The sequence below is a fragment of the Brevibacterium otitidis genome (assembly GCF_042429315.1).
GTDB lineage: Bacteria > Actinomycetota > Actinomycetes > Actinomycetales > Brevibacteriaceae > Brevibacterium > Brevibacterium otitidis.
The window spans coordinates 58,743-80,185 of the sequence record NZ_JBHMAU010000003.1 but is presented as its reverse complement, the minus strand read 5'-3'; the positions used below and the strand labels follow the sequence as shown (position 1 = coordinate 80,185).

Annotated in this window: 17 protein-coding genes, 1 tRNA gene and 1 pseudogene; 5 read left to right on the top strand and 14 right to left on the bottom strand. The window is 65.0% G+C overall.

Annotated features, from left to right (window positions below):
* Nucleotides 1-20: 20 nt before the first annotated feature.
* A tRNA-Sec gene (locus ACFFN1_RS00475) sits at nucleotides 21-115 on the bottom strand.
* Nucleotides 116-149: 34 nt separating this feature from the next.
* Here ACFFN1_RS00475 and selD point away from each other — a divergent pair.
* Nucleotides 150-1,199 carry a selenide, water dikinase SelD gene (gene selD, locus ACFFN1_RS00470; protein ID WP_376837590.1) on the top strand — a complete coding sequence of 350 codons (1,050 nt, stop codon included), beginning with the start codon at nucleotides 150-152 and terminating at the stop codon, nucleotides 1,197-1,199.
* A 64-nt stretch (nucleotides 1,200-1,263) separates the two neighbouring features.
* Nucleotides 1,264-3,132: a DNA helicase RecQ gene (gene recQ, locus ACFFN1_RS00465; protein ID WP_376837588.1), complete on the top strand. Its 1,869-nt coding sequence runs from the start codon at nucleotides 1,264-1,266 to the stop codon at nucleotides 3,130-3,132.
* A gap of 23 nt (nucleotides 3,133-3,155) precedes the next feature.
* On the opposite strand, the gene ACFFN1_RS00460 is transcribed toward recQ, so the two are convergent.
* Nucleotides 3,156-3,911, bottom strand: coding sequence for an SDR family NAD(P)-dependent oxidoreductase (locus ACFFN1_RS00460; protein WP_376837586.1), 756 nt, complete (start codon nucleotides 3,909-3,911; stop codon nucleotides 3,156-3,158).
* A 230-nt stretch (nucleotides 3,912-4,141) separates the two neighbouring features.
* Here ACFFN1_RS00460 and ACFFN1_RS00455 point away from each other — a divergent pair.
* Nucleotides 4,142-4,351, top strand: a pseudogene (locus ACFFN1_RS00455) (transposase); the annotation flags it as partial.
* Here the strand turns inward: ACFFN1_RS00455 and ACFFN1_RS00450 are convergent.
* From ACFFN1_RS00450 to ACFFN1_RS00400, 11 genes are all read right to left on the bottom strand, one after another.
* Entirely contained in the window at nucleotides 4,320-4,490 is a 171-nt protein-coding gene (locus ACFFN1_RS00450) for a hypothetical protein (RefSeq protein WP_376837610.1), read from the bottom strand. The pseudogene ACFFN1_RS00455 and the gene ACFFN1_RS00450 overlap by 32 nt on opposite strands.
* A 241-nt stretch (nucleotides 4,491-4,731) precedes the next feature.
* Nucleotides 4,732-6,123: an IS1380 family transposase gene (locus ACFFN1_RS00445; RefSeq protein WP_376837584.1), complete on the bottom strand. Its 1,392-nt coding sequence runs from the start codon at nucleotides 6,121-6,123 to the stop codon at nucleotides 4,732-4,734.
* A gap of 424 nt (nucleotides 6,124-6,547) precedes the next feature.
* Nucleotides 6,548-7,792, bottom strand: coding sequence for an MFS transporter (locus ACFFN1_RS00440; protein ID WP_376837582.1), 1,245 nt, complete (start codon nucleotides 7,790-7,792; stop codon nucleotides 6,548-6,550).
* Nucleotides 7,792-11,847: a non-ribosomal peptide synthetase family protein gene (locus ACFFN1_RS00435; RefSeq protein ID WP_376837580.1), complete on the bottom strand. Its 4,056-nt coding sequence runs from the start codon at nucleotides 11,845-11,847 to the stop codon at nucleotides 7,792-7,794. Before ACFFN1_RS00435 ends, ACFFN1_RS00440 begins: the two co-directional genes overlap by 1 nt.
* A gap of 27 nt (nucleotides 11,848-11,874) precedes the next feature.
* Nucleotides 11,875-12,618, bottom strand: a complete 744-nt coding sequence (locus ACFFN1_RS00430; RefSeq protein WP_376837578.1) for a maleate cis-trans isomerase family protein — start codon at nucleotides 12,616-12,618, stop codon at nucleotides 11,875-11,877.
* Entirely contained in the window at nucleotides 12,608-13,564 is a 957-nt protein-coding gene (locus tag ACFFN1_RS00425) for an NAD(P)-dependent oxidoreductase (RefSeq protein WP_376837576.1), read from the bottom strand. Before ACFFN1_RS00425 ends, ACFFN1_RS00430 begins: the two co-directional genes overlap by 11 nt.
* Before the next feature lie 24 nt (nucleotides 13,565-13,588).
* The gene (locus tag ACFFN1_RS00420) at nucleotides 13,589-14,176 is read right to left on the bottom strand and encodes a TetR/AcrR family transcriptional regulator (protein WP_376837574.1); all 588 of its coding nucleotides are present in this window, start codon (nucleotides 14,174-14,176) and stop codon (nucleotides 13,589-13,591) included.
* Nucleotides 14,177-14,385: 209 nt separating this feature from the next.
* Nucleotides 14,386-15,237, bottom strand: a complete 852-nt coding sequence (locus ACFFN1_RS00415; RefSeq protein WP_376837572.1) for a 4'-phosphopantetheinyl transferase family protein — start codon at nucleotides 15,235-15,237, stop codon at nucleotides 14,386-14,388.
* A 35-nt stretch (nucleotides 15,238-15,272) separates the two neighbouring features.
* Complete coding sequence (locus ACFFN1_RS00410) at nucleotides 15,273-16,172, bottom strand: methyltransferase domain-containing protein (protein WP_376837570.1); 900 nt, start codon at nucleotides 16,170-16,172, stop codon at nucleotides 15,273-15,275.
* A 149-nt stretch (nucleotides 16,173-16,321) separates the two neighbouring features.
* Nucleotides 16,322-17,773 carry an MFS transporter gene (locus tag ACFFN1_RS00405; protein ID WP_376837568.1) on the bottom strand — a complete coding sequence of 484 codons (1,452 nt, stop codon included), beginning with the start codon at nucleotides 17,771-17,773 and terminating at the stop codon, nucleotides 16,322-16,324.
* On the bottom strand, nucleotides 17,763-18,746 hold the full coding sequence (locus tag ACFFN1_RS00400) for an arylamine N-acetyltransferase family protein (protein WP_376837566.1): 984 nt from the start codon (nucleotides 18,744-18,746) through the stop codon (nucleotides 17,763-17,765). The genes ACFFN1_RS00405 and ACFFN1_RS00400 overlap by 11 nt, the downstream gene beginning before the upstream one ends.
* A gap of 50 nt (nucleotides 18,747-18,796) precedes the next feature.
* On the opposite strand from ACFFN1_RS00400, the gene ACFFN1_RS00395 reads away from it, so the two are divergent.
* Nucleotides 18,797-19,309, top strand: coding sequence for a MarR family winged helix-turn-helix transcriptional regulator (locus tag ACFFN1_RS00395; protein WP_376837564.1), 513 nt, complete (start codon nucleotides 18,797-18,799; stop codon nucleotides 19,307-19,309).
* Between the two features lie 75 nt (nucleotides 19,310-19,384).
* Here ACFFN1_RS00395 and ACFFN1_RS00390 read toward each other — a convergent pair whose 3' ends face one another.
* The gene (locus ACFFN1_RS00390; protein ID WP_376837562.1) at nucleotides 19,385-20,362 is read right to left on the bottom strand and encodes an EamA family transporter; all 978 of its coding nucleotides are present in this window, start codon (nucleotides 20,360-20,362) and stop codon (nucleotides 19,385-19,387) included.
* 79 nt (nucleotides 20,363-20,441) lie between these two features.
* Here ACFFN1_RS00390 and ACFFN1_RS00385 point away from each other — a divergent pair, with 79 nt between their 5' ends.
* Nucleotides 20,442-21,326, top strand: coding sequence for a LysR family transcriptional regulator (locus tag ACFFN1_RS00385; RefSeq protein WP_376837560.1), 885 nt, complete (start codon nucleotides 20,442-20,444; stop codon nucleotides 21,324-21,326).
* The last annotated feature ends 117 nt before the right edge of the window (nucleotides 21,327-21,443 follow it).

The window sequence follows — 21,443 nt, the reverse complement described above, 5'->3', positions numbered from 1 at the left end:
CTCCTTGACTCTGAAGCCAGTGGCGGAGGCGGACGGGAATCGAACCCGCCAGACCGAGGTACTCGGTCTCACCGGTTTTGAAGACCGGGGGGCCCACCAGGACCCGGACGCCTCCGCGCTCCAACCTACCACCGGCTACACTCGCGCTTATGGCTGAGAAGGTTGACCCCAGGTCCTCACCCCGACTCACGTCCATGGCTGCCGGCGGCGGCTGTGCGTGCAAGATCCCTCCCGGTGAGCTCGAAGACGCGCTCGCCGCACTCACCGGGCAGACCGGTCCTGATGTGCTCGTCGGCCTCGATGACGGCGACGACGCTGCTGCGGTGCAGGTGCGCGGGGGCCTGGCGGTGCTCTCAACAGCTGATTTCTTCACGCCTGTCGTCGACTCCGCCTATGACTGGGGGCGGATCGCTGCGGCGAATGCGCTCTCGGACATCTACGCGATGGGCGGGGTGCCTGTCGTGGCGATCAACCTCATCGGCTGGCCGCGCGAGGTGCTGCCGATGGAGCTCATGAGCGAGGTGCTCGCCGGCGGGGTGGCGGTCGCCGGGGAGGTCGGCTGCCCGGTCATCGGCGGGCATTCGATCACCGCACCCGAACCGGTCTACGGGATGGCCGTCACCGGGACCGCGGACCCGGCCCGGCTGCTGCGCAATGACGCCGCCGAGGCGGGTTTGCCGATCACGTTGACGAAACCGCTGGGCGTGGGTGTGCTGAACAACCGGCACAAGGCCACTGGCGAGGTGTTCGACGAGGCGATCGAGACGATGACGACGCTCAATGCCGCGGCCTCGGCTGCCGCGCTCGAGGCCGGGGTCACCGCCGCGACCGATGTCACCGGGTTCGGGCTGCTCGGGCATCTGCACAAGATGTGCCGGGCTTCCGGCATCGGAGCGGAGATCGATATGGCCGCGGTGCCGGTGCTCGATGCCGCGGTGCGCAGTCTGGCCGAGGGTTTTGTGCCCGGTGGGACGCGGCGCAACCTCGACTGGGTGCGCTCGGAGCTCGACGGTTCTCCTGCTGCCGACGGCTCCCGGTCGGTCGGCACATTCGAGGTGGGTGCCGGGGTGAGCGAAGAGGACCTGCTCATGCTCGCCGATGCGCAGACCTCCGGCGGGCTGCTCGTCGTCGGTGAGCTGCCCGGTCACCCGGTCATCGGCTGCACGCGCGCCGAACCCGGCATCAGCATCCGGCGGTGATGTCCCCAGCCCGCGTGCCGCTGAAGCCCGGGCGCCTTGACGGTGGCCGCGATAGGTTGGACAGGTGAGCGATTCAGACACCCGCACCAGCGGATCCGTGAGCACCCGCAGCGCCCAGGAGATCCTCGAAGGGGTCTTCGGTTTTGACGCGTTCCGTGGGGATCAGGCGGAGATCGTCGAGCATGTCAGCGCCGGCGGCGATGCGGTCGTGCTCATGCCCACCGGTGGTGGGAAGTCGCTGTGCTATCAGGTGCCGGCACTGGTGCGCGACGGCACCGGGCTGGTGATCTCACCGCTCATCGCGCTCATGGAGGATCAGGTCGCAGCGCTGCGCGCCAACGGTGTTGCAGCAGCCTTCCTCAACTCGACGCTGAGCTGGGAGGAGGTCCAGCAGGTCGAGGCGGCGCTGCTCGCTGGTGAACTCGACCTGCTCTATATGGCACCTGAGCGTCTCGTTCAGGAGCGCACACTGGCAGTGCTGGAGCGTGCACGGATCTCGCTGTTCGCCATCGATGAGGCGCACTGCGTCTCGCAGTGGGGCCACGATTTCCGCACCGACTATCTGGGCTTGGCGGTGCTGGCCGACCGGTTCCCCGGGATCCCGCGCATCGCGCTGACGGCCACCGCGACGCAGGCCACGCACGCTGAGCTGACCGAACGGCTCCGGCTCGATGATGCCCGGCATTTCGTTGCGAGCTTCGACCGGCCCAACATCCAGTACCGCATCGAACCGAAGTCCCGGGCGCGGAATCAGCTGCTGCAGTTCCTGCGCTCCGAGCATGCCGGGGATGCCGGGATCGTCTACTGCCTGTCCCGCCGCAGCGTCGAGCAGACAGCGGAGTTCCTGCGCGGCGAGGGCTTCGCCGCACTGCCCTATCATGCGGGTCTGAGCGAGGTGGAGCGGGCAGAGAATCAGCGCCGATTCCTCCGGGAGGAGGGCATCGTCATGGTTGCCACGATCGCGTTCGGAATGGGGATCGACAAACCCGATGTGCGCTTTGTCGCCCATCTCGACCTGCCGAAATCTGTGGAGGGCTACTACCAGGAGACGGGCCGGGCCGGTCGTGACGGGCTGCCGTCGACGGCGTGGATGGCCTATGGTCTCGGCGATGTCGTGCAGCTGGGCCGGATGATCGACCAGTCGGAAGGTTCGGCGGCGCACCGCCGGCGTCAGCGCGAGCACCTTGAGGCGATGCTCGCCCTGTGCGAGACGGTCGACTGCCGCCGGGTGCAGATTCTGCGCTACTTCGGCCAAGACGCCGAGGCCTGCGGCAACTGCGATACGTGTCTGCAACCGCCCCGCACCTGGGATGCGACCGTGCCGGTGCAGAAGCTCATGTCAGCGGTCATCCGCCTCGACCGCCAGCGCGGGGAGCGCTTCGGGGCCGGACAGATCATCGACGTGCTGCGCGGACGGGTCAGTGACCGTTCGACCGCTTCACGGCATGCGGAGCTGAGCGTGTGGGGCATCGGCGCCGATCTCACCCCGGCGGTGTGGCGTTCGATCGTCCGCCAGCTGCTGGCCCGCGGGCTGCTGCAGGCCGTCGGCGACTACGGAGTGCTCGTCGTCCCGGAGGCAGCCGGTCCGGTGCTGCGCGGTGAAGAAACCGTGCTGCTGCGCGAGGACGTGCAGCGCACCCGCACCGCACAGGCCACGGCAGGCGGCGCGCGGCGCGGTTCCACGGCGGCAGCCGAGCTGACCGGTGCCGATGCGCAGCTGTTCGAGAGCCTGCGCGCCTGGCGAACAGCACAGGCTTCACAGCAGGGTGTGCCCCCGTATGTGGTGTTCTCCGACGCGACGCTGACCGGTATCGTGCGAGCCCGGCCGACCGACTCCGCTGCCCTCAGCGAGGTCAGCGGAGTCGGTGCGACGAAACTCGACCGCTACGGCGAGGCCGTCCTCAGCATCGTCTCCGAGGCGGCAGCTGACTGAGCTGTCCGGTGCCGCCGGTGGCGTCAGTACAGCTTCTGGGTGCCGCCGTCGGCCATGAGCGTCTGCCCGGACATGTAGTCGGCGTCGTCAGAGAGCAGGAACGCCACCACCGGTGCGATATCGCTGCGCGGGTCGCCGAAACGGCCGAGCGGCACACCGGCGCGCACCTGTTCGTACATCTCCGGGTGCGCACTCTTCCACTTCTCGACGCCTTCGGTCATGGCCAGCGGGGAGACGAGGTTGACGCGAATGCCCTCAGAGGCCCATTCGTTGGCGACTACGCGGGTGAGCCCGCGAATCGCCTCCTTCGCCGAGGCGTAGGCGGCCTGGGTCGGCTGACCGGAGATCGCAGAACCGGAGGCGAAGTTCACCACAGCGCCTGAGGTCTCAGCGAGTGCGTCGTGGGCGGCGAACATGAACTGCCGGGTCGCGCGGAAACCGGTATTGAACGACAGCTCCCAGTCAGCTTCCTCCAACTGCAGGAACGGCTTCTGCGTGGACGCGTGCGCGTTGTTCACCAGCCCGTCGAGCCGACCGAAGGTCTCCACCGCAGTGGACACGGCGCGTTCGGCCACCTCGGGATCGATGACATCACCGTCGAGGAACACGACGTCGTCACCGCACTCGGAGGCCAGGGCCGCTCCGGCCTCGGCGTTGATGTCAACGGCGACGACGCGGGCACCGCGGGCGATGAGCTCACGGCTCGTGGCCCCTCCGATGCCGGCGGCTCCACCGGTGACGATGACGATCTTGCCTTCCAGCTGCTTCTCCATAGTCATGCCCTCAGGCTACGCCTCGTGGCGCATCCGTCGCCGAATGTCGAAGTCTTCGGCGTTAGATGAACCAAGAGTCGGCTGTACGACTGACAGCGCAATCTGTATAGGGCGAACTGTGTAAAAGGATCAGCACGGGCCTTGTTGCAGGTCCTTTAAGCCTCGATCCACCGATGAGCTTTGGCATGAGCACCTGATTTGATTTCGGGTGGGTTTTGTGTGTGGGGGCAGGCNGGTTAGGACGGACTCTGAAGCGTCGAGCTGCTGATGTCCTGGCGTTCTTCACCCGACCGGGAACGTCGAACGGGCCTACTGAAGCGATCAATGGCAGGCTCGAACACCTACGGGGCTCAGCACTGGGGTTCCGCAACCTCACGCACTACATCGCGAGATGTCTGCTCGAGTCCGGCGGCTTCAGACCAGTTCTACACTCTCAATTACGATGAGCCAACAATGTCCGCCGCTGCGGATCGACACTTTCTTCCCGTTGTCCACGGCCGTCTGGACTGCGTTCTTGGCGTCCTCGGCGCTGCTGACCATGTGCACGTAGTCGGGCTTGGCGACGAAGCGGACGTTGTTGCCCATCGACAGGTCGAAGTAGCGCGGGTCGGAGGGCTTGATTACACTACCGCTTGTGGTCTTTCCACCGCTGGTCTCAGCAAAGCTCGGGGGCGCCTTAACCTCGATCCACCGATGAGCTTTGGCATGAGCACCTGATTTGATTTCGGGTGGGTTTTGTGTGTGGGGGCAGGAGTGATGGCCGGGCCTCGCTGCCCGGGGCGTTCCACTGCAGAGTCTTCGTGTCGGGGCGGTGTTGGCTGGTCGGTCAGGCTGCTGCTGCCTGGGGTGGTGAGTTTACGGCGGTGAAGGGGTTCGTCCAGGCAGTCTCCCACGGCCAGTCCGTGGGCAGGTGGAGGGTGACGCGGCGGGCCGAGGTCGCGACCCGGGCCGGGACGCTGATCAGTTTGCGACGGATCGTGCCCGTTGTCGTCTTTGCCAGTTCGGCACCAGCGAGCGTGGCCGCGGCGCGGGTGAGGTTGAACGCGATGGCGGCCAGCACCAGCCAGGCGGCGTTGGCGTTGAACTTTCCCGACGGCAGGTGGGCCAGTGCGCTGTCCTTGAGGTCGGCGTTGACCTGTTCGATCACCGCATGAGCTCGATGGGTTTTGTCGGCGGCGACGGTGTCCAGATCGCTGGTGGTGAAGAACGCGTGGAACCGGTGGGTGTCGAACAAGGTCGGCTGCTCGACGTCCTTCGGATTCAGTTCCGGGATACGACGGACGACGAGCCGGCCGGGGATGTGGTGGGCTTTCTTCTTCGAGGTGAACGCAGTGAAGGGGGCTTCGGCGACCTCAGCCGATGAGATCCAGCGCTCGGTGTCCTCGTCATAGATCGCGTCGGTGTATTTGATGGTCTGCCAGGCGTCCGCGTCGATGGTTGTGATGGCCTTCTTCACGGCCGGGTCCATCCGGACGGTGACCGAGACATCGGCCCCGCCGATGATGGCCGCGTTGATGGCGGCATGCCCGTAATATGCTGAATCGGCCCGCACCAGCTTCCGCGCCCCGCCCATCCCGGCCAGGCGGCCGGTGGTGGCCAGCGCCTCGCTGATCAGCCGCCCGGCCCCGCGCGGGGAGCCGACCGAGCCCTTCCGCAGCCTTTGGGCGACGATCACCGGTGCGCAGCCGCTGGTGGTGGCGGTGGCCAGCAGCACGTTGAGCCCGCGCGCCCGCGTGTACCCATAGCCGCAGCCCTGCTTCTGGTGGCCGTGAACCTCGACGATCGTGTCATCGACATCAACGCACACGTACTCGCCGGGGTCCTTGACCAGCAGCGGAGCCTTACAGCTCAGCCCGATCAGGACCCGGGAGGTGACCGCGTCGAGCTGGCGGACGTGGCCGAAGGTGAACGACCGGAGGAACGAGCCCAGCGTCGACGGGGCGTACCGGCCGGTGAAGACCTTGCCCGTACCGCCGTGCCTGAGCAGGGCCATGTCATCGATCGAGTCGGCACCGGCGACCATCCCGGCCACCAGGGAGGCGACCTTCAACCCGGCGTTGGCGCCCTTGTCGGTGGGCACCGTCAGCTGCTTGTCGGCCAGTTCACGCAACCCGACATCGGCAGCCAGCTGCACGGCCGGGACGAGGCCGGCTGCTGACACAAGATTCGGATCATCGAAAGTCACTGACGTCGCCGCCGAACTATGAGAGAGTTGCATCTACGAGATGTCCTTCCGATCAGTTCAATAGTGTCTTCGTCGATAACTATTTTCCCTGACCAGAAGGACATCTCGGTTTCTAACGCGCCGTCAGAAGCTCACCCGATCGGTGGATCCGGGCTTAAGCGTCATTACCGCACCTGCGGCCGTCCCTGCCGACCCGAGGAGAAAGGCCCGGCGACCGAGGTGTCCTGAGGAGGCTGGTGTGTCAGTGGAGGTGCTGTTCGTCATCGGATGATCTTTCGTTGAGAGGGAACTTCCGTTGTTCGTTCGAAGGGTGTTCAGAGTGGTCCGGGAACCGGCCGGCAGCTGACTGAATCACGCACGAGATGGGGTTGTGGGTGCCCGGTGTCTTTGTGGGCCTGCACCGCGGTGCAGGCCCACAAAGTTGTGCGCCGGGCGCCTCCTCGTGCGCGTGCGAGCGCTACGTGCTCGGCTGGTTCACCTGGTGTTCGGCGCTGTCGGTGGCGGTCTCGACGTTCATGTGGGTTCCACGGTGGCCGGGCCGGAAGCCGCTCTTGCTGGCCCATACGATGGCGAGGCCGGCGACGGCGAGGACCGCGAGCACGATTGGGAATTGTGTGACGCCCAACGGCTGGAGCAGAACCCCGCCGATGAGCCCGCCACCTGCGACCGCCAAGTTGAACACGGTGACAAGCATTGAGAGGGCGATGTCAGCATCGTCGCCTCCCACGTCTGCGGTTGCGGTCTGCAGCAGTGTTGGCGCGCCTCCGAAGGTCAGGCCCCACAGTACGGTTCCGACATAAGCGAGGACTGTGGAGTCGGTGGCGAAGGCGAGGATGATTGCGGCAATGGCGAATCCGGCGAGGCTTACGATGGTGAGCTTTCGCAGGGCCGCGTCGATGCGCGCGCCGATGAGCCAGACGCCGATGATCGAGGCGACGCCGAAGATCGCGAGCAGCAAGCCCACTCGCTCCGCGCCCACGCCTGTCTCGATGGCGAAGGGTGCGATGTAGGTGTAGAGGATGTTGTGCGCCAGAAGCCAGATGAAGATCACGCAGAGTACCGGGCGCAGTCCGGGTGTTCGTACGACCTCGAGAAGAGGGCGCCGTGACTCGGGAGGCTGACCCGGTACGTTCGGCACGGCGATACGGATCCAGATCAGGAGGACGAGTGCGATGGCCGACATCGTCCAGAAGACACCGCGCCATTCGAGGATCGATCCGAGCCAGGCGCCCAGAGGTACACCCAGGCAAAGGGCGATTGGCTGACCCACGCCGACGACGGCCATCGCTTTGCCCTGCTGCTCGACTGGTACGAGGCGGCGGGCATAGCCGGCGAGCAGCCCCCAGATCACGCCGGCTGCCATGCCTGCGATGAAGCGTGCGATCAGGGTGAGGACATAGCTGCCCGATAGCGCGGTGAGGGAGTTGAAAACCAGCAGCACTGCGATCGTGGTCATCAGAAGCGGGCGGCGGTCCATTCCGCGGGTGGCGGTGACGATCGGTATCGCCGCCACGACGGAGCCGAGTGCGTAGAGCGTCAGGAGCTGGCCGGCGAAGCTCTCGGATACCCCGAGCCCGTCGCTGATCTGCGGCAGGAGTCCTGAGGGCATGTTCTCGGTCATGATGGTGAGGAATCCGGAGACCGTGAAGGCCAGGAGTCCGATGACGGGGAACGCTGCACGATTCGCGGTCGTGGTGGCCATTACTGGTCACCTCCGCTCGTGCTGCCGGCCAGCGCAAGTCGGTCACGCGACGCGGTCTCGTGATCGGATGTCGCGTCGTCCATGCGGTTGCTGGAGGTCTCCAGGGAGATGGACACTGCGGCATCGCTGATGCCGAAGGTCGTTGAGACCAGTGAGGCGAGCTTGTTGAGGAACTCCTTGCGCTTGGGCTCGGGGTACCCGGGCGGGAAGCTCCTGACGGCGATGTGTGGCAACTGGGGTAGGTCCTTCCTGTCTCGTGTCCGTGTCGTGCCGGTCAGGGCTGCATGGACGGTTTCGGCGGTTGTATCGACGTGAGGTGGCTGCAGAACTGCGTAGTGGTCGGCGGTGAGCTCGACGCTGTCGTACCGGACGCTGCTGGCGGCTGAGTCGAGGAACGAATAGTCGTCACCGGCCGCTCGGATGATCGTCACCGGCGCCGAGAGGGTCCTTTGTTCGAGCTCGGTGAAGGTGTACTCGAAGGAGTACGTGCGTTCCACGAGCGCAGTGATTCTCTCGGCGAGCGTCTCGTCGATCGGGAGATCCTCGCGAATAGCGGCGAGGAACGACGTCCTGTCGGAGGTGTCGTGCACGACGCGGTCGGCATGGGGTCCGTCTGTCCGGGTGAAGAAGACCGAATACAGCACGCGCACAAACCGCTCATCCGCGTACAAGCCGTGGCCTGCGGGATCGATCGCGGCGTCGGCGACATTGGGAGACCCTGGGGCGATGAGGACCACTCGATCGACGTGGTCTCCGTCGCGCTCGAGCTGGTAGGCGGCCTCGAACGCCACACGAGCGCCGAACGAGTATCCGATCAGGGTGTAGGGTCCTCCGGGCTTCAACCGTCTGATCTGGTCGACGTCGCGGGCGGCCATACTCTGGATCGATTCGTCGATGCTCTCGTCCTCATTGAGACCAAAAGCCTGGATGCCGTAGCAGCGGCTCTCGTCAGTGCTGATGCGTTCGGCGAGGTGGCGCAGGTTCATGGGGTATCCGCCGAGTCCCGGCCAGAGATAGACCGGGGTGTTCCCAGATCCGGCCAGGGGAACGATCCGCGAGAGCTCGCCCGAACTACCGCCCTGCACTGATTCAGCCTGCTTGGCGATGGTGTCCTGCTCAAAGACCGACTGGATAGGGAGGTTCACGCCCAGCCGGCTACGGATCGCGCGAACGAGCCGGACTGCCGAAATGGAATTTCCGCCCAGGCTGAAGAACGGTGCCGTGATCGAGAGGGGTTCCTCTCGCCCCAGCACGTCACGCCAGATCTGGTCCAGCTGGTGCTCGAGCAGCGATCCGGGTGCGGTGAAGCCTACTGCCTGATCGCTGGAGGTCTGCAGGTCTTCTGTCTCACGCAGGGCTCGTGCGTCGATCTTGCCGTTCGGTGTCCTCGGCAGCTCGTCGAGGATTCGGATGGTCTCCGGGACCATGTAGTGCGGCAGGCGTTCGGCGAGGTCGGTACCGATGATCTCCGCCGGGCCTTGGGCATGGAGGAGGTCCTCGTTCATGCCCGTGTGCACGATCTGCTCGGCAGTGACCGGCCCGCCCAAGGCGAAGTAAGACGATTGTTCGGGTGTCGCGGTGAACGCCTTGACCCGTCGCGCGGTCGGAAGATCACGACCGGAGAATGAGCTGTAGCCCGACGACATCAGACCGAGTCCGAGGTCGTTCAGCTGGGCACGCTGGAGGGCTCGGCCCAGGGAGAGGTAGGAGTCCTTTGTGCCATCGGCGGTGAGGATCAGACCGAACGATGCCTGGTTGTAAACCCGTTGGTTGATCGCGATGACGTCCTTGCGTCGAACGAGCGGTCCGTTGCTGACTCGGTGGGGGCCAGCCGAGCTCCACTCGTAGATTCCACGCTGCTCGGAGTCGCCTGCGTAGAGTTCGAGGCGTGTTGTGACGTCATCGAGAGGATCTGCGTTGCGGTCTGCGGCGTCGACGAGTGGCCAGCAGCCGATGACGAAGCGATCCTCGCGTTCGGTCTCGGGGATCAGTGCCGCGGTGTGCGGTTCCGCCGGTGCACGGTCGCCGAGCCGGTAGCCGGCTGCTGGCGCAACGGTGTCCACGGTGCCGAGGAGGTGCCCGGCTTCGAAGAGCAGGACCTCATCCACGTTCGTCTGGTAGACGGAGGAGATGACGGATCTCTGTCCGGTCAGAATCAGCTGAGCTCCGGGTGCCGCCCCTGTGTCGGGCGCATCGGAGGCATGATGGAGTGTGGAAGTGCGGGGATTGAGGTAGTAGATGCCGTCCTCGAGGCCGTCGATGCCCATGGCGGCGAGGTAGACCTGGACGCCGTAGAGTGCGCCTGGCGAGGCGTATGCGTATTTCGGCAGCAGGCGGTCGTCGCTCGTGTACTGCACGAGTGACCTCAGCACAAGGGCGAGCGATTCCAGCGGTGACGTGTTGTTGGTGCCCTGAGCCCATTCGCGAGGACGTGACACGAGGTCTCGCAGCTTCGACAGCTGGGATATGTCCGTCGTCGTGGAACGGAAGTCTCGATATGTTTTGCGTGCGAATGCGAGCTGGTGCAGCCGCTGGCGATGATCCTCACTGAGGGGAAGTTCCACCGACTTGCCCTGCGATTCCTCGCGGATTCCAAGTCCTGCGACCTGCGCCTTGACCTGGACGCGGCTGGCCTTCGACTGGTGGTGGGCGCCGTGGACGCCCTGGTCCATGAGCGCGGCTTCGTGCGGGTTGAGTTCAACGAAAGCAGTCATACCCGTGGCGGTGCCGTGGGCGTCATGGGTGGTGAGGACTTCGGCGTGCCGGACCCAGTCGTGGTTGGCAATGGCACTGCGGACTTCACCGAGCTCGATGCGGTGGCCGCGGATCTTGATCTGGCTGTCGGTGCGCCCGCGGAAGTAGAACTCCTCGCCGACTCTCTCGACCAGGTCACCGGTCCGATAGGCCCGGACTGAACCTCCGCCGATGCGCAGCCTCACGAACCGTTTCTGTGTCTCGTTCGGCAGGCCGTGATAGCCCACGGCCAGCTGCGGGCCAGCGATTGCAAGCTCGCCGGCATCCCCGGAAGTCACCGTGCCCTGCTCGTCGAGGAGGAAGAAGTCCATCCCGGGAACAGGACGCCCGATCGGCACGGCCGGCTCGTCTGCACTGCTCGGATCTACGGCCGGAGAGTACACATGGTGCGAAGCGTTGATCGTCGTTTCCGTCGGCCCATAGAGATTGACGATGCGCGCACCGGGCAGCGTGGCGCGCAGGTTCTCGGCCAAACGCAGAGTGAGGACCTCACCGCCGCTGGCGACAACCTGGAGCGAAGTGCAGTCGGCAAACGACTCGTCCTCGCAAAGTGCCTGCAGTAGGGTCGGAACCGCCTGCAGGTGCGTGACGCCGTGCGTATGGATGGTCTCCAGCAGCGCGTCCGGGTCGCGGTACGCTTCGGGACCGGCGATGACGGTGGTTGCTCCGTTACCCGTGGCCAGAAGCTCCCACTGGGAGGCGTCGAAGCTGATGGGCGTCTTGTGGACGATGCGGGCAGAATGCTCAAGGTCAAGGGCCTGCGCCAGCCAGGACATCTGGTGGGCAAGTGCCTGATGATCGACCTTGACGCCCTTCGGTGTTCCGGTCGAGCCGGAGGTGTAGAGCACGTAGGCGATGTCGTCGACGCGAGCGGAGTTCTTCGGGCATGCGGCGCCGTCTGTGTTGGGGACGTCGATGATGCTGATGCTGAGATCCCCGACGATCGCCTTGACGTCGTCATGAAGTGCGGCGGGCGCGAGGATCGTGTCGACCTCGCTATTGCGGCCCATGTAGCGCAACCGCTCGTCCGGGTAGGTCGGAGACAGAGGAACGTACGGAATACCACTACACAGCGCCGCCCATGCCGCGCTGACCAGAGTGGTCGACGGCGCGGAGTAGATGCCGACGGTGGTCGTGCGCGCGTATTCGAGGTGCTGCTGGATCGCGCCGACCATCTGCCCGAGTTCGCCGAAAGTGACGTGGCGCTCATCGGTGATGATCGCGCTGGCGTCTGGTCGAGTTTCGACTTCCTTCAGGAATCGGCCGGCAAGAACCGATGCGGCCGAGGGTACTGCGTTCATGGTGTCATCCTTGGTCTGTTGAACTGATTAGAGGTGGTGGAATATCCGCCCGAACCCCGCGAACCGATCGTCGACGCCGAGGCGCCTGAGGGCGTGCCAGTAGAGGACCGCGTTGTTCGACAGGACGGGCTTGTCGAGGAAGAGCTCTGCGGCCGCGGCGAACCGTGACATCGCAACGTTGGTGCCGATCTGCACGATCACTTCGACGTCTGGCTGGTTCACCGCGTCAAGGGCTGCGCGGAGATCTCTCGGTCCGATCTCGGCGATGGACGCGGGGGTTTCCGCGCCCATCCCTTCGATGGCGACGACCTCGTAGCCGCGGTCGTCGAAGTACCGGCGCACGGTGTCGTCGCCCAGTTTCAGATACGGAGTGATCACGCCAACTCGGGAGAGATTCCCGAGTTGTTCGAGAGCAGCGGTGATCGCGTCGGCGCTTGTCACTACGGGCCGTCCTCCGGCCTCGTGTTCGAACGCTGCGATGACTTTCGCCTGGTTCTCGGGTCCGCTCCAGAATGCCTCCGGAGAGACCCCGATGGTCACAATGTCGGGGTCTGCAGTGCACAGAGACGAGATGGCTGGTGCCGCGGAGGCTCGCATGTCCTCAAGTACCTGATCGAATCCCGGCTGCTCCACCATCCGGGAGTTTCGGATGGTCATACGCGCGATGTGATTGGTCACACCGCTGGGTCGTAGATCATCGATCTCCGTCTGTGCGGTGGTATTGGTCGAAGGGACGACGTAGCCAACCTTCGCGCGGATCTCAGAAAGCATGAGTGCTCTCCTCGACCGTGCTCTCCGCGAAGTAGCTGGCGGCCATGTCGTCTCCGCCGTGGCCCGTAGCGGCTGCGGCACGGTAGCGCTCCAGGCCGGCGTCAGCGACCGGGAGCCACACTCCTGCGTTCTCGGCGGCTTCGGCGACAAGTCGCGAGTCCTTGATCGCGTTGTCGACTGTGAAGCTGGGGGCGAACTGCTGGTTCAAGATGGCGTCGAGCTTGATGGAGCCGAAGGGGGCATCGAGCGGTCCGCCGTGGATCGCCTTCTGGAAGTCCTCGGCGTCGATCTCCAGCGCCTCGGCCAGTCGGACGGCCTCGGCGATGCCGTGGGTTAGAGCCGAGATGAAGGAGTTGACGACGACCTTGAGCTTGCTCGCCTCGCCCGGTTCGCCGGCGACCCAGAGGGTCTTCTTGCCGATGGCGTCGAACACTGGCTCCACCGCGTCACGGTCGCTGTCTGCGCCGGAAGCGAGGACGACCAGCTGTGCGTTCTCAGCCGGTCCCTTGGTTCCTTGGACAGGGGCGTCGATGAGACGCAGCTGATGACTCACTGCGAACTCGGCGATCCGGGTGATTCCCTCGACCCCCACGGTGCTGATCTGGACGAGCACCGTTCCGGGGCGCAGAGCCTCGGCTGCCGCGTCGAGGACCTCGAGCACCGCGTCAGCGTCCTTGAGGACCGTGACGACAACGCTGACATCCCTGACGGCATCGGCCGGGCTGGAGGCGAGAGCCACGCCATCCTCAGAGAGCGGGGCTGCCTTCGCGGGAGAGCGGTTCCATGCTGTGACGTCGAAACCCGCCTTGTGCAGGTTGCGGGCGATGGGAGCTCCCATCGTTCCGGTTCCGAGGACGGCGACTGCTGTGTGTGCCTGTGATGTAGTCATAATTACTCGTAATCTCCTTTTCTGTACCGATCGTTCCCGATAAAGGGTAGGGGTCACCCAGGTGCGGGTGAGCGGTGGGGATTAGGCGATCAGCGTCGCCAGACAGGCTTCGGAAGCCGCCCGCAGCCAAGCTTCACGCTCGGCCGGTGCAACCCCCTTGCCGACGACCCTGAGTCCCTGAATCGTGACGACGATGGTCCGAGCCGCGGTCCGAGGGTCGACGGCCTCGCCGATGCGCCCCTCCTCCTGTCCGCGACGGATCGCCGACTCCATGGAATCGGCGAGCATCGAGAGGTTGTACGAGGTCAACGCCATGACCTCCTTGTCATGCCCCCCGAACTCCAGGGACGCATTGGCAACCATGCAGCCAAGGCCCTCGGTGTCGCCGAGCTCATCGAGGACGATCGAGCGCACGAAGCCCTCAAGTGCCTCCACAGGGTCGAGCGATGTCTCCAGGGCGGCGCACTGCTCAGCGCGCCGAGCGTGGTAGCGGAGCAGCGCCGCCATGTAGAGCTCCCGCTTCCCGGTGAAGGTGTTGTACAGGCTGCTGCGCTGCAGGCCGGTCGCATCGCTGAGGTCTTGGATAGAGGTGTCGTTGTACCCCTTCTCCCAGAACACCCGCATGGCAGCGTCAAGCGCCTGGTCCCGATCGAACTCCGGACGTCTCACAAGAACCCTTTCTGTACCAGGCGTTCCCGATACAGCGACGCTAACACCGCGAGACCGGAGGTTCAAAGGTGTCGGCGTCCGTTCGTGTCTGCTGGCCTGTGGCAGGCCGCGCGTCGGTGCTGGTCTCGCGACGATGCGAGGGAGCCAGGCAGTTCGGCGACTACTGCGCTGACCTGGCACGTTGTGTTTCTGTCCCTTCGCTGTCGGCGTCATGGCTGTCCCGATCCCGAGGAGGCGACGTTGTCGTGAACTGCAGGCGGATGTGACGCGGGATGAAGCGGGATGTCGTGGCCCGCAACGACGAGGGGACGCAGCTGGAGGTCTGCGGCTGTGTCCGCATCGTGTCGGTGCTGGCGCAGGCCAGCGGTCGAGTCCGGGGAGTCCGCGGGGATCCAGGCGGCGGTTCTGATGAACCGGTCGTCCGTCTCCCATGCACCGTGGACGTCTGTCGGCCAGACGGGTCCGGACTCAATGAGCACTTTTGCCGAGAACGTTCCGCGCCGCGGATCGATGCGCACTCGACAGTCGGTGAAGCTGAGCCATCGGAGATGGAGCGGAAACCAGGTCTTGTAGATGGTCTCCTGCATGCTGAAGAGCACTCGGTCCCAACGAATCATCGGAAGTCTCTCCAGCAGATCGCGCACCTCCGACTGCTCGTCAGGCAGAGCGACTTCGGTAAGCACGCCCGGTGGCAACGGCTCGTGTGTCTCGACGTCGATGCCTAAGGCGTGGATCTCGGAATGGTGGGCGACTGCGGCGGCGCCGCATCCATCGCAGTGCGTGATACTGCCGACGATCGCCGGCGGCCAAAGTGGTTCTCGGTGAGGTCCGGCAGGAATCGCTGTGTTGGGGAGTCCCAATTGCGTGAGGGCTTCTCGCGCGCAGTGCCGACCGGTGCGGAACTCATCTCGTCGTGCCTGGACTACTCCCGCGACGGCGGCCTGTTCTGGAGGCAGGATGTCCTCGACGCCGTCGTCGTTGAGGCGGTGAGATGTCGACACGCAGGAAGGTAGAAGGGCGTCAAAACCTCGCTCATGCAACGGAGCGGATTCAGCGGTCATGACGGGCGTTTCTCCGGAGTTTGTTCTCGCCTTTGTCATACCGCACCCTTTCCTTCACGGAGGGCGCCTGCCAGGACCTGTGGGAGGCGCACATGTGGCTCGTTGGAGTCCGCGATGACCTTCACCGAGGTGCCGCTGGCGGCGAATCTGCCCAGGACATGGTCTGGATGGTGAGTGAAGTACTCGTTGACCTGTACCGCATTGCCTGGAACGGCAGCCACGGTCATCCATGCAGGTTCCTGCGGCGCGGGCGTGCTGCTGGGTGATCGGCGACGCAAGATCAGCAGATCCGCAACAACTCCCGGCCCATCAGGGGCACCGCTACGGTGACTGGGGAAGTGGATGGCCGCCGCGAGCTGGGCAAGCTCTGCGATCCGTTCCCGCGCCCTGGCATCGGGCGCGTCCAGGAGGCGATGGGGAACGATGAGGGCAAGGAGGCCGCCGGGCCGGACGAGGCGGGTGGCCTTGAGAAGGAAGTGCTCCGGGACCGGCAGGCAGTGTGTGTTGTACTCCTGGTCGGCCAGAACTTCTTGGCTGAAGGGCAAGTTGCCCACGCTGAGATCGAAGTGCTCTTCAGGGAGGTCCACCGTGGCGAAGGACCCGGTATGCACGTGAGCCGTAGGGAGCAGTAGGCGCGCCATGTCCGCGGTCACAGGGTCGATCTCGATCCCTGTCATCTTCTTCACGGTCCGAGGCGCCGGCGCGAGGAACTCTCCGATGCCGCAGGACGGCTCAAGAACAGATCGGACCTCTCTGCCGGTCGTTGCTGCGAAGGCTGTGACGGCGGCCCAGATGTCGGCGGCCACTCCGGGCGGCGTCCAGTGAGCGTTCAGCGCTGCAGTCCGTGATCCAGCGTCGAACTCCGAGGGGGTGACGAGCGTCTCCACCGTCCGTCGGAGGTTCTCCGGGCCGTCTCGGGTGAACAGTCGTTGCATCGTGCCCCAACCTGCCCACCGTCGCAGCGTCGCGGATTCTTCCCTCGTGGGTTTGCCATCTCGTGTGCGCGCGCGGCAGCGGGCTCGGAGGGCCTCGACGTTCGCTCCCTCGAGGGCCGTCCAAGTGGTGTCGCGTGGGGTCGGATCTGTCATGGTTCCGCCTTGTCCGTACCTGGCGTGGGTGTCTCGGGGGCGTGCCGGCGAATGCGCAGGGCTGCGGGGATCGCCGCCAGTGCGAAGAGTGCAGTGACTGCGAATATGGCAGTCATGCCCGTTGTGAGGCCACCAGAAGATGCCTGGGTCGCGGAGATGAGTGCCGTACCGGTACCGGCGATTACCGCCGTGCCGAGGGTTTGCGCCATCTGAATCGTCCCGCTCATCTCACCGATGGCTTCGGGTTCCGCTTCGCTGAACGTCTCGGTCGTCGAGGCGTTGTACGCAAGACCCATCCCGAATCCGCCAATGATCCATCCGATGATGGCGATGTAGATCGGGATGCTGTCGCTGAGCAGCGTCACCGCGATGGTGGTGATGCCAACGGCCAGGGTCACGAGGCCCAGGACAGTGTCGCGGCGGCGGGTGGCTGGACCCTTGCGCATCTCGTGGCGGCTCTGTGCCATCGAGCCACCGACCCACACCAGTGCTCCAGCGGCAAGGCCGAGTCCGGCGACCATGAGACTCGCGTCACGCAGTTCGGTCATCGCCAGAGGAAGGAAGGTCTCGATACCGAAGAACGACACGGACAGCGTCGCTCGCGTCACGATGCCGGCCGGCACCCCACGACGCACAGTGAGGGTGCCTTCCGGGGTGACCTGCCGCAGTGTGAGGATCATTACCACGGCGCCGAGGAGAACCATTGCGGCGATCACCGCCGGATTGTCCTGTTCGAGGCCAGCGAGGAGGACTGCTGATCCGATGGCCAGGCCAATGCTGAACACTAACTGGCGGACGACGTTGTTGCTGGCGCGTGCGTTACCCGTTCCTAGCGGGGGCAGGCCGCGGAGTGTGACTGTTCCCGCGAACAGCACAAGCGGCACCAAGATGAGGAAGAGGATTCTCCAGGAGGCGAATTCGGCCAAGGCACTCGAAGCCATAGGACCGACGAGTGCAGGAACCGTCCACGCGCCGGACAGGAACGCGAGTGCTCGGGCTTGGAGTGCCTGGGGGTAGACGATCGCGACGAAGACGTACGCCATGCTCATGATTGCGCCGACACCAAGACCTTGTACCACCCGGCCCAGGAGGAACAGCGTCCATGTTGTGGCGGTGGCTGACAGGATCAGTCCGACGATGAAGACGATGAAGCCGACGATGTAGGGAGCCTTCGGGCCTCGTCGATCTGCGATGTACCCGCCGATGACGGTCCCAACGACACTGGCGAGCATGAGGGCGGAGACCGCCCATCCGTATGTGCCCAGACCACGAAGTTCGTTGGCGATGCGCGGCAAGGCGGTGGTGACGCCGAGACCATCGAAGGCAACGATGCCCACGGACAGCAGGAGCCCGACCGTTACCATGCGCAGTGGTGGGGCCATGACGCTACTCGTTTCGCTGGCCTCGAGCCTCGCATCGGGTGACTCCTGGTGAGTGCTATCGGACACTGATTTCCTCCTTCACTGACTCCTGTACCGCTGAACCGTCGTGCGAGCTGTTCGGTTGGTTCTCGGACACGAGGACTCTCTCGATCAATGTGGCGGCCTCGGCACCGGTGAGTTGGATGCCGAACTCAGCGCGGAGGAGCTTCGGCAGCTGCGGCGCGTCGATGTCTAGGACGCTTCGGTTTCCCGCGCGGTCGGTCGTCGTGAATGTTCTTCCACGGAGGACCAGGTGGGCGTTTTCCGTTCGGCGAGCCACGAAGAGGTCTCCGCTGATCGGCGATGCCGGGTTGTGCGCACCCCAGGTGGCGATCATGTCGAAGTCGAACCAGTTCAGATACTCGTCCGTGAAGCGGTAGAGCTCACGGACCTCCGGTGACACAACTCGTAAGGCCCATTCGCCATGAGCATCCTGCGTCACCTCGTAGGTCTTTCCACTCTGTTCAACCTGGGCTCCGGGCCGCAGCGGTACTGGAGCGAGCAACCCAGGGCTGAATGCAGTATCCGCCAGCCAGGTCTCGTCGCCAGCTGACACGTACAGGATCGTGTGGCTTCGGGCGGACGGTCGCCCGGGCACGGAGACCCGAGCTGCGCGGCGGGTGACCGCATAGCCGAGCCGCTGTAGCGCGGCGGCGAAGAGGAGGTTCAATTCCACGCAGTGGCCGCCGCGCCGCCTGCATACAAGTTTTTCGTTGAGCCCACGCATGCTCACATCGACCGGGTTGCCGAGCACGTGGTCGACGTTTTCGAAGGGAAACGTGTCGATGTGACGCCGGTGCAGGTGAGCCAGAGCATCGACGTCTGGTCGTTGCGCCACCGACTCGGGTAGACCGATGCGATCGAGGTAGGCCTCCAGATCCAGGTCCTCGGCAGCCCACTGGGTCTCACTTTCCACAGCTGGCTGTGCCGCGCTGTTCCCTCTGCGCACGTGATCTCCCATCCTGTCGTTCTTAATATTAAACTGTTCATCATTGAACATATCAACGCTGGTAGCCTGTGTCCAGGCATCCGGCGACAAAGGCAGGCATAGTGACGAAGCAGACAGAGCAGCGAGACGCGGTCGATTCAGTGCTGGAACAGTGGCGTCAACGGCGCCCCGACCTCGACGCCTCGGCGATGGGCATCGTGGGGCGCCTCCAGCGTGCCGGGCACCTTCTGGACTCTGCCGTCGCGAGCAACCTCGCCAGCATGGACCTCGAGCCGTGGGAGTTCGATGTCCTGGCCACGCTCCGCCGGGCGGGAGAACTGACGGCAGGCCAGCTGACCCGCGCCAGCATGGTCACATCGGGAGCGATGACGAACCGCGTGGATCGCTTGATCAAGCGGGGGCTCGTAGAGCGCCGCCCGAACCCGCACAGCAGGAGGACTGTCCTCATAGATCTCACGGCTGACGGCAGGGAGGTTGTCGACGAGGCTCTCCTCGGCCACATCAGAAACCTGGACTCTCTGGCCGGACATCTGTCACAGTCCGACCGCCAACAGCTCGCAACGCTCCTCAAACGCCTCCTGATAGGTCTTGGGGACATCTCCCCGGAGACATAGGCGTGGTAAACCAGTGGCGAAGAAGGTGGGCTCGCGAACCCGCCGCTGCCGACCTGTCGCCCCACACTGAACCCATCAGCTGCCCACGGATGTCGCGTGTTGTGCGGAGTCATCTTGTCGCAGCGTGTCGCGGGGACGGCGTCCACCTCTGGGTGGAGGCAGTTGGCCGGAGACCATGGCGGTCAGGGCAACGGCGAATCCCGCGAGTTGCACGGCTGCCAGCGTCTCTCCAGCTAGGAACACGCCAAGCAGTGCGGCTACCAGCGGCGACAACAACCCGAGGAGCGCCGAGGCTGTCACCGGTAGGTGGCGAACACCCGCGAACCAGATGGAGTAGGTCAGGAGCGCTCCGACCAAGCCCAGCCACAGATAGCCGAGGAACGCTGGCCCATCGACCACAGGCGGGATGCCGTCGATGAGAAGTGCGGGCAGGAGGAGGACGATCCCGGCTGATGTGAGCTGCCACCCGGCCAGCCCAACGGCGGACACACCAGCGGGCCGCCCCCACTTCTTCGTCAGGACGACGCCGGTGCCCATCGATGCCGCACCGGCGACCCCAGCGAGGAGTCCGACAGGATCGAGCCCGGCATCGGGGCCTAAGACGACCATCGCGACCCCGCCGACGCCAATGACGCCCCATGCGACCCGCCAGGTGGAAAGGCGCTCGTGCAGGATCCCTACAGCAAGAAACGCGACAACTAGCGGTTGCGTGGCCCCGAGAGTTGCGGCAACTCCTCCCGGTAGGTGCTGTGCGGCGACGAACAACAGGGGAAAGAACCCCGCCATGTTGAGGACGCCCAGCACCAGGCTTCTCCACCACCATGCACCTCGTGGCAGCTGCCGAGCGATCAGTAGCGCTATGAGGCCAGGTGGGAGCGTCCGCATCAGGGCGGCGAACAGCGGGTGGCCCTCGGGTAGGAGGTGTGTGGTGACGATGTACGTCGTGCCCCACACGGCAGGAGCGACTGCGGTTAACGCTGTCCAGCCGAGGCGAGAGGGCGTTGCTGACCTGGGTTCGATCCCGGTGTTCGCCAAGCTGGTTCGTTCGTTCACTCACTCATCGTGCGAGGTCGTACGACCATGAGTCCAACAGGTTGTTGTCATAGCAGACATGAATGGAGGTCATCCACGCGTGGAGTTGCAGCAGCTGCGCTACGTCGTCGCGATCGCTGAAGAGCGGAACTTCACTCGCGCGGCCGAGCGGTGCTTCGTCGGGCAATCTGCACTCAGCCACCAGATCAAGGCGCTAGAGAAAGAACTCGGGGTGGCCCTGTTCGCCCGGACCAGCCGTCGAGTCGAGCTCACGCCCGCTGGGCATGCGTTCCTCCGCGGGGCCCAAACGAGCCTGGAAGCCGCTGACCGAGCTGTGGCTGAAGCAGCCGCGGCGACCGGCATCATCTCCGGCACTCTGACCGTCGGTGTCATCCCCACAGTCACCGCCATTGACGTCCCAGCTGAACTGGGCGCATTCCACCGGATACATCCTAGAGTCCGGATCAGCATGCGGGGAGGCGGAAGCGACGAGTTCATCGCAGCCATCGAGACCGGAACGATGGACATCGCCCTGCTGGGCCTGCCCAATACGACGCCGCCCCGCGGCGTCGCCTACCGCCTACTCGCGCGTGAACAGCTTGCCGCTGTCGTCTCCACGAGTCACCCTCTTGCCAGTCGTCGCCGGCTGAGTCTCACCGACATGGCCGAGGAGACCTTCGTGGACTTCCCGGAAGGCAGCCCCGGGCGCGCGCCATCCGACCTGGCATTCTCAGCGGCCGGCGTTCGGCGCGAGGTCACGTTCGAGTCGGTGAGTACCGATCTGATCCTCGAGCTTGTGAGGCAGAACCTCGCGATCACAATCCTGTCGCCACTCGTGGTGCCGCCGTCCTCAGAGCTCGCCGCTGTGCCGATCACCGATGGTCCCACGAGATCCGAGTATCTTGCCTGGAGCTCCTTCAACCCCTCACCGGCAGCACAAGCCTTCCTCACCGGCCTCTCCGAGAACGAGGTTCTGCCCAGGTAGACCCTGCCTTGGCCCTCGTAGCGACTGTCAGATAAGCCGCACACACACTGTTGGCACCCCGGGTGCCGAGGTGCGCTGACGCGCACCTGACCGCCAAGGCGGTCCACCCCCGCGACC